This window comes from Stackebrandtia albiflava (assembly GCF_007994225.1).
Classification (GTDB): Bacteria; Actinomycetota; Actinomycetes; order Mycobacteriales; family Micromonosporaceae; genus Stackebrandtia; species Stackebrandtia albiflava.
The window spans coordinates 1,159,323-1,171,725 of record NZ_VLLL01000006.1 but is presented as its reverse complement, the minus strand read 5'-3'; the positions used below and the strand labels follow the sequence as shown (position 1 = coordinate 1,171,725).

Here is a 12,403-nt window from a genome sequence, read left to right as displayed (position 1 = left end):
GACGAATCGATCATGATGGCATGTCCGGACTTCCGGGCATGGCAGTTCACTGTGGGGTGACCGCCGGGTACGACCGGAATCGGCCCGGCGCACCGCCCGCCCCCCGACGAGCGGAGTCGACATGACACGAACCCGATCCCATATCACCGCGGCGGCGATCACCGGTATCGCCGCCGCAGCAGTCCTCACCGGAGTCTCGGCCGGCCCGGCATCCGCCGAGACCATCACGGTTCCACTGCGCACCGCGGTCACCGATCTCCCGGTGGCCGACGAGCAACGCGACGGCTACGACCGCGACCTGTTCCCCCACTGGATCGACGCCGACGGCGACGACTGCAACACCCGGTACGAGGTCCTGATCGCCGAAGCCGTCAAGACCCCCGACGTCGGCACCGACTGCCGCCTCACCGGCGGCGAGTGGTACTCGTGGTTCGACGACGTGACCGCCGACTCCCCGTCGGACATCAGCGTCGATCACTTCGTTCCGCTGGCCGAGGCGTGGGACTCCGGAGCGCACGCCTGGACCACCGAGAAACGCCGGGACTTCGCCAACGACCTCGGAGACGACCGGGCGCTGGCGGCGGTGACGATCAGCTCCAACTCCTCCAAGGGCGACCGTGATCCGGCCGAGTGGCTGCCGGAGAACACGTCGCAGACCTGCCGTTACGTCGGCGAGTGGGTCGCGGTGAAGCTGCGGTGGAGCCTGACCGTCGACCAGGCCGAGAAGTCGGCACTGACGGATCTGGCGGCGGACTGCCCGAACGAGGAGTTGACCGTCGAGGTCGTCGAGGGCGGCGACACCACGCCACCGCCCGCGACGTGCGGCCCGTTCTCCGAGTCCACGGCGGTGACGATTCCCGACACCGGTATCGCCACCAGCGCCGTGACCGTCTCCGACTGCGAGGGGACGGCCTCGGCGGACAGTGTCGTCACCGTCGACATCACGCATCCCGACGCCGGGGACCTGTCCATCTGGCTCTACACACCCGACGGCGACCATCACGTCCTGAAACGCACCGGCGACTCCGGTGAGGACGTGCGCGCCGAGTACCGCGTCGACCTGTCCGCCGAGGACCGGTCGGGCACCTGGACGCTGTCGGTGAAGGACTACGCGTCCGGCGGTACCGGGACCATCGACTCCTGGAGTATCGGCCTGTAAACGGATCGTCCCCGTCCCCGGCAACACGCGGCGGGTCCGGGGACGACTCTCGGGTCCCGGTCGTCGGCACGGCGGTGCGGCGACGACCGGGACCCTTCGCCGTTTCCCCTGCGGCGCGCGGTGTGCCAAGCTGGAGTTCCGGCCGGCTCCCCTCCGATTGGAGAGTCCACGATGTCCCCCTCCTCCCCGGTCCGTGTCCTCGCCGTGGTCCTGTCCTGCGCGGCGGTGACCGCCGGTTGCGAGGTGTGGGACGGACCACCGGGCGAATCGGTGTCCACCGGGCTCGCCGCGGCGGTCGAAGCACTGCCGGTGGCCGACGAACGACGCGACGGCTACGACCGCGATCTCTTCCCCCACTGGATCGACGCCGACGGCGACGACTGCAACACCCGGTACGAGGTCCTGATCGCCGAAGCCGTCGAGGCACCCGACGTCGGCACCGACTGCCGCCTCACCGGCGGCGAATGGGACTCCTACTACGACGGCGTCACCCTGGACTCCCACCGGGACATCGAGATCGACCACTTCATCCCGTTGGCCGAGGCGTGGGACTCCGGGGCACACGCCTGGACCACCGAGAAACGCCGGGACTTCGCCAACGACCTCGGAGACGACCGGGCGCTGGTGGCCGTCACCGGCGACTCCAACGGCGAGAAGTCCGATCAGGACCCGGCCGAGTGGCTTCCCGGGGTCGCCGACGTCGTCTGCCGTTACGTCACCGAGTGGGTCGCGGTGAAGACCCGGTGGGGCCTGACGATCGACGAGACCGAGCAGACCGCGCTGCGCAGGCTGGTCTCGGACTGCCCGGACGAGGAGTTCACCGTGGAGGTGGTCGGTGAGGCCCCCACCGGCTCCCCCACCGACGAGGCCCTGGCCGTCCGCCCGTCCGGTCCACCGGTGCTTCGCCGCGGCCGTCAGGCGACCGGTTCTCCGACCGGTTTATCGGGTGTCGTGGCGCCGGGCCGGATCGCGTCGGACCTTCCGCCGGTGAGCGCCCGGATCGCCGGTGGACCGAAGACCGCGACGACGACCGCGAGCCCCGCCGGGACCATCAGCGCGGTCGGGAGGCTCGTGGCCTCGGCCAGTTGCCCGATGACACCGGGGCCGATCAGCAGCCCGGCGCTGCCGAACGCGGTGACCGTGGACAGCGCCTTGCCGACCGATCCGCCGTTGGCACCCACGGCGCTGAACACGACGGGCACCACGGTCGCCAGGCCGGAACCGGTGAGCAGCCAGCCCAGGCAGGCCACCGCGACCGCCGCGCCGCCCGCCCAGGGCGAGACGAGCACGAGTGTGTATCCGGCGGCGGCCATCGCGCCCGCCAGGGCCAGGGTCTTCGCCGATCCCAGGCGCCCCCGGATCGGGTCGCCCAGCAGCCGCACGATCGTCATCGCGGCACCGAACACGGTGTAGGCGATGGGCGCGACCGCCAGGTCGGCGTCCAGGACGCGGCGGGCGTGAACCGACGCCCAGTCGATCGCGGCGCCCTCGCTGACGTAGCCGGAGAAGGCGACGACGCCCAACAGGATCACCACGCCCCAGCGGAGTCCACCGGTGCGGGCGCGGGCGGCGCCCTCGGGGGTCACCGCCGCGGGAGCCGCCGGCGGTGGCAACAACATGATTCCGAAGTAGAGGAACAGGCCGGCCGACAGGACCGCGACCGTCACCAGCAACGCCTGCGGGTCGGCACCGAGGTGGTTGCCCAAGGCGGTGAGCCCGCCACCCACGGCGCCGCCGAGACTCCACAGGCCGTGGAACGCCGACACGATCGGGCGCCCGTAACTCGACTCCACCTCGATGGAGTTGACGTTCATGGCTATCTCTATGGCGCCGAGTGTGAGCCCATAGCCGAAGGCCGCGACCGCGAGCGCCCCGTACGAGTCCGCCAGCACCGGTGCGATCAGCGCCAGCGCGTTGACCGGCCCCGCGAACCGGGTGATCGCGCGGCTGGTGAACCGGTCGCAGGCACGGCCGGTGAACAACATGCTGACCAGTGCGCCGGCCGCGATGAGCAGCAGCACGTTCCCCAGGCGCCCCGGCCCCAGGGAGAGGCGTTCGTCCAGGGCGGGCAGGCCCGCCGCCCAACAGCCCATGGTGAGGCCCGAGACGGCGAAGTAGCCGAAGACTCCCAGTCTCGCCCGGCGCAGCCGGGGAGCCGCGCGCGGCGCGAACCGGAACAGCATTGACGCTCCTTTATGTTTTCGCCACGAGCATAAACGATCGCCGGTGCTGTCACAATGAGCGGCATGTCACCACCGGTTCGAACCAGTGAAGAACTGCGAGCCCACAATCGTGCCCGACTACTGCGCGCCGTCCACGACACCGGCGCCGCCCTGACCCGCGCCCAACTGACCGACCGGCTCGGCATGGCACGCGGAACCGCCTCCGTCCTGGTCGCCGAACTCTCCGACGCCGGACTGATCACCGAATCACCCGCCGAACCACCCAGCCGTGGCAGGCCCAGCCACGTCCCCGGGCCACACGCCGAAGGCCCCGTCGCCCTCACCATCCACCTCAGGGAGGACGGCTGGCAGCTCGCCACCGGCACCATCGGCGGCGAACTGTCCGTCCTGGAGGAGGAGACACATCAGGGCGAACCGTCCCGGGTGTTCCCCGAGATCGCCGACCGCATCGCCGCCCACCGCGAACGACTCGGCCACCGCCTCGTCGGCGCCGCCGTCTCCGTCGCCGGGCCCGTCGTCAACGGCAACCTCCTGCACGTCACCCACCTGCGCTGGGAGGAACTGGACGTGTCCGGCTGGCTCGGCACCGCCGGCATCCCGGTACGGATCGCCAACGACGCCACCCTCGCGGCGCTCGCCGAGGCCCGCCGGGGCAAACTGCGCGGCCTGTCCACCGCCCTGCACATCCACGTCGACTTCGGAGTCGGCGGCTGCCTCATGGACGAGGGCCGGCCGTTGACCGGCGCGCGCGGCATCGCCGGGGAGTACGGACACATGCGACTGACCGGCTCCACCCGGCCCTGCGACTGCGGCGCAGAGGGCTGCTGGGGAGGCGAGGTCGGCGCCGTACCGATGCTGCGACGGTACGGCGTGGCCGCCGACTACCGGCAGGGCCGCGCCGCACTCGCCCGGCTGCTGCGCAACGCCGCCGACGGCGAACCCGAGGCCGTCGCGGTCCTCGACGCCACCGCCGACTCACTGGGACGCGGAATCGGCGGCCTCGTCAACGCCCACGATCCCGCCGCCGTCACCCTGTCCGGGATCGGCGTGGACCTGCTCCACCGCGCCCGCGACACCGTCACCGCCGGGTACCGGGCCGCCCTGATGCGATACCACCTCGACGACCCGCCACCGGTGTTGCCCGCCGACCTCGGCGTACGCGGCCCCCTGGTCGGCGCGATGGAACTGGTCTTCGACGAGTTCATCACGCCCGAACGGCTAACCGCGTGGCACCAGCACCACGCCGCTGGTGACCCGACTGGGGATCCGCGACAGTGAGAACGACAGGTTCTGGCGCGGCACCTCCGCCCGGCCCCGGGCCAACAGCAGCGTCGCCTGCTCCAGCAACCCCATCGTCAACGCCTCCCCCGGACACCGATGCCCCGAGGCCGCGTCGCCGCCGCCCTGCGGGATGAGCGAGAACGGATCGAACCGCCACGCCAGGAACCGCCCCGGATCGAACTCCTCCGGACGATCCCACAACCGGGGATCGTGGTCGGTGCCGTACAGGTCGAGCACCACCCTGCCGCCCCGGGTGAACCGATGCCCCTGCCACTGGAAGTCCTTGCGCGCCCGCGCCGCCAGGAACGGCGCGAACGGATAGTAGCGCCTGACCTCCTGACAGAACGCCGTCAACGCCGCCCGGTCACCCCCGGCGATCCGCTCCGCCCACCCGGGCTCGCGGTGCAGGGCCAGGCCCGCGAACGTGATCAACCACGCCACCGCCACCGTCGGACGGATCACGTTCACCAACTCGTCGGCGGCCACGTCCAGCGGAAGCAGCCGGCCACGCTCGTCACGGTGCCTCGCCACCACCGCCACCGCCCGGTGCGGCGGCGGATGCAACCGGCCGTCCCGCACCGCCGACACGTACCCCCTGGCCCAGCGGCGGCACCGCAGCCGCGCCACCCTGGCACGCACGTGACGCATCCCGGCGCTGCCGAAACCGTCGACGATCCGCGCCAGCTCCGTGGCGATCCCCGGGAACTCCGGGTGCCGCGTCGCCATGCCCGCCCAGTCGCACACGGCCGCGGCGATCACCTGCACCGCCTCGTGGAACAACACGATCCGGCGGCGCGGTCCGCGCCCGGTGAGCCGTTCGTGCCAGTGCAGGGCCGCGATGTCGGTCACCTGCTCGACCGCGTCGTCGTCCAACAACCCCAGGAACATCGCCTTGCGGTGATGGTGGGCGTGCCCGTCGAGCCCGTGCACGGTGTCCCTACCGAACAACGTCGACTTGATCGGTCCCGGGATGGCGCCCACCCGGGTGAACTTGGTGTTGTCGTAGAACAGTTGCGCCGCCGACCGTCCCCGCAGGAAGACCGTCGGCGAACCGAGCAGCCTCGCCTGGAACGCGGTCGCCCGCAACCGGTCCATCCGGCGGGAGATGAACCGGTACCCGTACCACCACAACGGAAGACTGACGTCGCGGTGCCGCTCCGGGACCGCGTCGACCGGCGCCGCCGTCGCCGTACCCGTCCCGGCCGCGCTCATGCCGTCGCCTCCCGGCGGCTCATCGCGGCCTGCAACTCCGCGACCCGGCGCAGCTCGAACCGGCGGGCCAGCCGCCGCCCCGAACCCCTCCGATCGAGCGCCGTGAAGTCGGGCCGGTGGGTCACGTGCGCGTGAAGCGCCTCGGTGAACCGTTCCCACGCGGCGGCGAAGTCGGAGCCGCCGGCGGCGTCGATCGCGTGGTCGAGCAACCGGGGCAGCTCCGAGCCGCGATGCCGCGACATCGCCCCGGGAAGATAAGGAAGGATGTGGACCGCCTCGGCGGCGCAGTGCGCCCGCAGCCGCATCCGCAGTTCGCGCAACTCCGGTCCGGGGCGCCCGCCCGCGCGGGCCACCTCCTCACACAACCCGACGAGTGTCTGGTGGTCTCGATCGATCGCCTGCACGGTGTCGGTGGTCGTCATCGTCGCCTCCTCGGCTCGGCTGGATCGTCTGTTACCCTGCGGCCCCCTGAGTCAACCCTGCCCCACGACGGGGTGCCGGGGCGCGGTTTCGCCTGATCAACCCCCGGGTATCAGTGCGCAATGGCGTTGAGCGACGACGACGGCCACCGTGGGGAACCGGTGGCCGCTTCGACGGGTCACGCCTCGAACCGGCTCCGCACCGGCCAGCCGCCGGGACACCGTGGCCACGCGTACCGCCCCACGCGGAACCCACCTCGGCACGTCCCGCTCCCACGGAGACGACATGCGAATCGAATACCTACTGCCCTGTGACGAGTTCAGCCCACCCGAACTGCTCGCTCACGCCGACACCGCCGAACGGGCCGGATTCACGGGAGTCTGGCTCACCGAGGGCTGCCGGTCCCGGCTCGGCGCCGAACCGTTCACCTGGTCGATGGCGGGCGCCCTCGGCCAACGACTGTCGGTGCCGGTCACCGCCGAGATCGGCCTGTCCACCGCGCGCCTCCACCCGGCCGGGATCGCCCAGGCCGCCGCGACCTGCGCCGCCCTCCACCCCGGCCGGATCCGGTTGGCCCTCAACCCCGGCGGCCCCACCGCCGACGACCCGCCGTACCGGCAACGACTCGACAGGCTCACCGAGGCACTGCACATCATGCGCCGCATGTGGCGGGGCGAACCCGTCGACCACCACGGCGCCCACTACACCGTCGAGGGGACGACACTGGCCGACCCGCCGCCGACACCACCACCGGTGTGGGTGACGGCCGCGGAACCGCAGGCCGCCGCGCTCGCCGCCCGCCACGCGGACGGACTGGTCACCGCAGCCCCCGACCCGGCGCTGCGGGACACCTTCCGGGAACTGGGTGACGGACCGAAACCGCTCATCGGGTCCATGACCGTGTGCTGGGCGCCCGACACCGCCGAAGCGGCCACCATCGCCGCGGAACGCCGCGACGGTGACGAGGTCCTGTGCGGGCCGGACCTGTCGGCACACCTCACCGGACTCCGCCGGTTCCGCGACCAGGGCTACACCGCCGTCCACATCGACAACGTCGGCCCCCACCAGCGGGAACTCCTGCACCGCTACCGCGCCGAGGTGCTTCCGGCCCTGTGAACCCGGGTTTGCGGGCCCCTTCCGGCGGGTAAACCATCCCCGTCCGAAGGGGTGATGACGATGTACTTCGGTTCCACCGAGTTCCACGCCCTGGATCACGCCAAGCGTGACTCGCGGCGTGACGGCAGCGAGCCGATGAAGGCCAAACCGCTGCCCCCCAAGGCGAAGGCGTTGTTCGCGTTGATCGCCCTGGTGATCAACGGAGGTCTCGCGATCCTCGCCTGGGCCGCCGGCATCACGTGGTTGGCGGTCTTGTTGACCGCCGTGGCCGTACTGATGGTGCTGGACCTGGGCTGGCAGCGGTACAAGATGACCCGGCACCGGCACGAGGAGCACCGTCCACGACGGTGACCGGCCCACCCGGCGGTACCGGAGCGACACCGCCGGCGGCGGCGCACGACGAGGCCGGCCGGCTCCCACATGAAGTGGCGCACCACGAGGAGGGATGACCATGCCACAACAAGCCTGGAACAAGAAACGCGAACGCCAGTACGAGCACATCAAGGACAGCGAACGTGAGCAGGGACGGTCCGAGGACCGCGCCGAGGAGATCGCCGCCCGCACCGTGAACAAGGCACGGGCACGCTCCGGAGAGTCGAAGACCGCCAGCCGCAGCTCCCTGGACGACATGTCCTCCTACAAGCGAGGCGGGCAACGCTCCCACTCCGGCGCGAAGGGCCGCACCAGGGACCAGCTCTACAACGAGGCACGTAAGAAGAACATCAGTGGCCGCTCGAAGATGAACAAGGCGCAGCTCGAACGCGCAGTCGGGCGGGACTGACAGGCGGCGGCCGGAGCGGTGCGGCGGTCGAGGCGACCCCCGCCCGGCCGTTCCCCCACCACCCCCCGCCGGGTGACGGGGCCCCGCCCGGGGCACCCGGGTCCCGCGGCCGAGGCAACGTTCCGTGGTCAAGAAGTGGCCGTGGAACCGGCCCGCACACGGCTCCTCACCCGGCCCACACGCGAACGCCGCCTCGGTGGCCGCCCTTCCCCGGCGGCCACCGAGACGGTGTCAGTTCGGTTCGGCGGCGGAGATGTCGGCCAGCGCCGACCCGGGGTCGTGGTGTTCGGCGAGGTCGCCCAGCGACACGATTCCCACCGGTCGGCCCGTCTCGTCACACACCGGCAGGCGCCGGATGCGCTGTTGCCGCATGACGCGGACGGCGTGGCTGCTGGGCGAGTTCACATCCAGCACCGCGACCGCCGGAGTGGTCAGCTCCCCGACCTCGCTGGTCGCCGGGTCGAGTTCCCCGGCCAGACCACGCACCACCAGGTCGCGGTCGGTGACGATGCCGAGCAGTTGCCCGTCGTCCACGACCAGCACCGCACCGATGTCGTGATCCCTCATCCGGCGTGCCGTGCCCGCCAGTGTCGTGTCGGGCGTGACGCACACCGGATCCGGTGTCATGACCTCGCTGACGCGCTGCGTCATCGACGATCGCCTCCTCCGTGTCGGAACGTGTTCCTAACCGCGGGCCGCCGCACCCGTCCGGCCGTACTCGCCGCGCGCCCGCAGCCCCTCCCGGAGCTTCGCCAACGTCTGCCGCAGCAGCCGCGACACGTGCATCTGGGAGAGCTTCACGCGGTCGGCGATCTGCGCCTGCGTGAGGTCGTCGGCGTACCGCATGGCGAGGATCCGCCGTTCCCGTTCGGGAAGCTGCGCGATGATCGGTCCGAGTGCGGTACGGGTCTCGGCGGTCGTCATGGCGGGGTCCTCACCGCCGATGAACTCCGACAGCTCCTCCTCCGAGCCGGGATGAGCAGGAGACTGCAGGGAGATCGCGTCGTAGGCGTGGACACAGGCCATTCCCGCCCGCACCTGCTCGGCCGGAATGCCCAGGTGCGTGGCGTAGTCGTCGACGGTGGGCGTGCGGCCCAGCCGTTGATGCAGGTACGAGGTGGCCTCGTTGATGGCGAGCCGGGTCTCCTGGAGCCGCCTGGGCACCCGGATGATCCAGCCCTTGTCGCGGAAGTGCCGCTTCAGTTCGCCGAGGATGGTCGGGATGGCGAAGCGGCTGAACGCCGTTCCGCGTCGGGTGGTGAACCCGTCCACCGCCTTGACCAGGCCGAGCCTGGCCACCTGGGTCAGATCCTCCAACGGGACGCCCCGGTGGTCGAAGCGGCGGGCCAGCCGGTCCGCCAACGGCATCGCGTGCTCGATGATGTCGTGCCGCAGCGCCTCCCGCTCCCGGTCGTCGCCGGAGGCGTCGGCCAGCATGTCCAACGCGGGACGCAACCGTGCGTCGAGGCTGGGAGCGGTGGTGTCGATAGCGGAGGTACGGGTGGCGAGGGTGTGTGCAACGTTCGTCATGATTCGACTCCGACGGGTACTTCGGCGTGCACAGGCAACAGCGCACAGCCGATAGCGGTCTGGTGTCTTCGGGCCCGTTGCTTGAGCGCCTGAACGATCCGGATCGAGCGCCGCTGATCGACGCGATCCACGGATCGTGATGACGGTGTCCGCGAGCCGGGTTTGGACCCGCGGTGTTCGGCCGTCACGGTCGACTCTACCCCAAGGTCACGAAACTGTAAAGCACCAGTGGGTCGTCTGAGGTACCACCGCCTCGACCTGCCCCGACGTCCACCGAGGTCCGTCCGTGAAGAACACTACGTACGCGGACCCGCGTGTGGACAAACCGTCGCCGATCTGATCATCTTGACCCATGACCCACTCCACCGCGCCCGATCCCGATTCGATCGAGGCGTTGTCCGCCGCGGTCACCCAGTTGCGGCAGGAACGCGACGGACTCCGCCGCGCCATGCGCAACCGCGCCGTCATCGAACAGGCCAAGGGCATGCTCGTCGAACGGCTCACCATCACCCCCGACCAGGCGTTCAAGAAGCTGGTGGAGTTGTCGAGCCGGTCGAACGTCAAGGTGGTGGAACTGGCGGCCGCCCTCGTCGCCAGGCAGGCCCCCGAACCGGAACCCTCCGCGGAGGTCGTGACGGCTCCACCACCGGAACGAAGGGCGTCCACCGACGACCTCGCGGAACTGTCGATGGAGGCCAGCACCGAACTCGGCAGCGCACAGGCCAAACTCCAACTACTCAACGCCCGCGTCCTCGCCGCGCAGTCGTTCGACGAGATCACGCGCGCCATCGCGGAGATCACCGAATGCTGGCCCAAACCCAGCAACGTCCTCCTGCTGCTGCGCGAGGCCGACGGCGCGTTGCGGCTCGTGGGCGCCGCCGGACTGTCCACCACGGTGCGCAGCCAGTGGGACCGCGTCCCGCCCATCGACGACCTGCCGCTGTTCACCGCCGTCAACAACCGGGCGTCCGTGCTGCTGTCGGACCCGGAGGCGATATCCCGGCAGTTCCCCGTCGTCGCCGACCGCCCCCACGAGGCCCTTATCGCGATGCCGCTCATCCTCGACGACAGCGTCGTGGGCGTCCTGGAGGTGACCTGGCCCCGCCCGCTGACCGAGGCCACCGTGATCGCGTCCCGGCTGCACGCGGTCCTCGAATCGTGCAGCCGTCGCAGCGCCGACCTGGCCGCCGACCTGGACGACACCGCCGACGAGGGCGACTACGGCCTGAGCCTCGACACGAACCAGCTGTCGCTGTTCATGGAGGCGTTGCTAGAACCCGCCGTGCTGCTGAGTCCCGTGTGGCAGGACGACCAGGCTGTCGACTTCCACATCGAACTGGCGTCACCCGCGGCCCGGCGGATGGCCAGGTCCGAGGAGATGAACGAGCAGCGCGGCACCCTGCTCACCACCCTGCCCCACGCCGGCAGCAGCCTGCTGCTGCCGGTGCTGCAACGGGTGCTGCACACCGGCGAGGCCGAACACCTCGACGACGTCCGCCTCGACGCGCGACAGGAGGGCACCAGCCGCGACTACCGGTTGAGCCTCCGGGCCATCAGGATGTGGGACCGGGTCCTGCTCACGTGGCGGGTGGTGACCGAGGCCGAACGGCTGTGGCCGCAACTGCTCACCGCCGAACGGCTCGCGCACTGCGGCTCCGTGCACGTCGACCCCGGAACCGGGCACGCCGAATGGAGCAACGGGGCGCTCGCCCTCCTGGGCCTGGAACCCCACGACGACCCGCCGGCCCCGGAACGGCTGACGCGACTGCTGCACTCCGACGACCTCGCCGAACTCATGAACGACCTGCAGGACGCGCCCCCCGGGCGCCCCGTCGGGAAGCGGGTGCGTGGCGCCGAAGCCTTCGCCGGCCGCGAGTTCCAGCTGACGGTGCTGGCCCGGGAACAACCGCCCGGGTTCACCGTCGTGGCGCAGGACCTCAAGGCGCTGGGCACGCCCCGCGACGGGCACGGCGCGGTGGCCGCCGCGGCGGGCCGGGCCCGCGTGACCGAGGCGGCCCGGCGTGTCGCCGAACTCACCGCCCCCGCCGCGTCCGACTGTCTGGAACAGCTCGTCTGCCGCGCGATCGACGTCGACACCGGCGACGTGTCACCGTGCTGGTACGACACGGTGAAACTGTCCGACGCCCGCCTCATGCTCGTCGTCGGAGAGGCGTCGGGCGAGGCGGTCGCGGCGACCGTACAGCGGCTTCGGCACGCCGCGGTGGCGTACGCGATCGCCGGTTTCGCACCGGAGGCGATCCTGACCAGCCTCAACACACTGTGCTGCCGGCTCGACGGCGCCGAGACCGCCGCCGTCTCCACCGCGCTCGTGGACGTCAAGGAGAACCGGCTGCACTGGGCGGCCGCCGGTCGCAACGCCCCCGTCGTGGTCGGCACGGACGGCCGGGCACGGCTGCGTTCCGGAGCGCTGAGTCTCGCGCTCGGCGCCGCCGACGGCATCGAGTACCAGTCGAACACCGTCGAACTGGCCCCCGGCAGCAAGGTGCTGCTGTACTCGGAGAGTCTGCTGACAGTGGAGGGCGCGACACTGCCACGGGTCCTGGCGGCGCTGCTGACGGCCGCGCAGGACGACGACGTGGAGGCCGCCGCCGCGCGGCTGGTGGCGGACCTGCCGGGCGCGGCGGGCAAGCCGCTGTGCCTGCTGAGCGCGCGACTCACCGACTGAGCGCGAGCCGGTGGGCTCGGCCGTGCGGCCGGGTC

General features: G+C 71.3%; 11 protein-coding genes and 1 pseudogene. 7 read left to right on the top strand and 5 right to left on the bottom strand.

Annotated elements, in window-relative coordinates; translation table 11 throughout:
* The first annotated feature begins 121 nt into the window (after positions 1–121).
* Complete coding sequence (locus tag LX16_RS16315) at positions 122–1,159, top strand: proprotein convertase P-domain-containing protein (RefSeq protein ID WP_147139771.1); 1,038 nt, start codon at positions 122–124, stop codon at positions 1,157–1,159.
* A 171-nt stretch (positions 1,160–1,330) separates the two neighbouring features.
* Positions 1,331–1,936: pseudogene (locus LX16_RS28270) on the top strand (HNH endonuclease family protein); the annotation flags it as partial.
* Positions 1,937–2,073: 137 nt separating this feature from the next.
* On the opposite strand, the gene LX16_RS16305 reads toward LX16_RS28270, so the two are convergent.
* Positions 2,074–3,342: an MFS transporter gene (locus LX16_RS16305; protein ID WP_147139769.1), complete on the bottom strand. Its 1,269-nt coding sequence runs from the start codon at positions 3,340–3,342 to the stop codon at positions 2,074–2,076.
* A 63-nt stretch (positions 3,343–3,405) separates the two neighbouring features.
* Here LX16_RS16305 and LX16_RS16300 point away from each other — a divergent pair, with 63 nt between their 5' ends.
* On the top strand, positions 3,406–4,620 hold the full coding sequence (locus tag LX16_RS16300; protein WP_244615847.1) for an ROK family transcriptional regulator: 1,215 nt from the start codon (positions 3,406–3,408) through the stop codon (positions 4,618–4,620).
* Here LX16_RS16300 and LX16_RS16295 read toward each other — a convergent pair.
* Positions 4,561–5,835, bottom strand: a complete 1,275-nt coding sequence (locus LX16_RS16295) for a cytochrome P450 (RefSeq protein ID WP_147139765.1) — start codon at positions 5,833–5,835, stop codon at positions 4,561–4,563. The two genes, LX16_RS16300 and LX16_RS16295, sit on opposite strands and share 60 nt — an antisense overlap.
* Positions 5,832–6,257 (bottom strand): hypothetical protein, encoded by a 426-nt coding sequence (locus LX16_RS16290; protein WP_147139763.1) that lies wholly within the window; start codon positions 6,255–6,257, stop codon positions 5,832–5,834. Before LX16_RS16290 ends, LX16_RS16295 begins: the two co-directional genes overlap by 4 nt.
* A 283-nt stretch (positions 6,258–6,540) precedes the next feature.
* Here LX16_RS16290 and LX16_RS16285 point away from each other — a divergent pair, with 283 nt between their 5' ends.
* The 3 genes from LX16_RS16285 (at position 6,541) to LX16_RS16275 (ending at position 8,152) form a co-directional block, all read left to right on the top strand.
* Positions 6,541–7,371: an LLM class flavin-dependent oxidoreductase gene (locus LX16_RS16285; RefSeq protein ID WP_147139761.1), complete on the top strand. Its 831-nt coding sequence runs from the start codon at positions 6,541–6,543 to the stop codon at positions 7,369–7,371.
* Positions 7,372–7,425: 54 nt separating this feature from the next.
* A complete protein-coding gene (locus LX16_RS16280) occupies positions 7,426–7,722 on the top strand; it encodes a hypothetical protein (RefSeq protein ID WP_147139759.1) in 297 nt (98 codons plus the stop codon).
* Positions 7,723–7,822: 100 nt separating this feature from the next.
* A complete protein-coding gene (locus tag LX16_RS16275; RefSeq protein WP_147139757.1) occupies positions 7,823–8,152 on the top strand; it encodes a plasmid stabilization protein in 330 nt (109 codons plus the stop codon).
* Between the two features lie 231 nt (positions 8,153–8,383).
* On the opposite strand, the gene LX16_RS16270 is transcribed toward LX16_RS16275, so the two are convergent.
* On the bottom strand, positions 8,384–8,803 hold the full coding sequence (locus tag LX16_RS16270) for a CBS domain-containing protein (protein ID WP_147139755.1): 420 nt from the start codon (positions 8,801–8,803) through the stop codon (positions 8,384–8,386).
* 33 nt (positions 8,804–8,836) lie between these two features.
* Positions 8,837–9,682 carry a SigB/SigF/SigG family RNA polymerase sigma factor gene (locus LX16_RS16265; protein ID WP_170283863.1) on the bottom strand — a complete coding sequence of 282 codons (846 nt, stop codon included), beginning with the start codon at positions 9,680–9,682 and terminating at the stop codon, positions 8,837–8,839.
* Between the two features lie 352 nt (positions 9,683–10,034).
* On the opposite strand from LX16_RS16265, the gene LX16_RS16260 reads away from it, so the two are divergent.
* Positions 10,035–12,368: a SpoIIE family protein phosphatase gene (locus LX16_RS16260; protein ID WP_147139753.1), complete on the top strand. Its 2,334-nt coding sequence runs from the start codon at positions 10,035–10,037 to the stop codon at positions 12,366–12,368.
* The last annotated feature ends 35 nt before the right edge of the window (positions 12,369–12,403 follow it).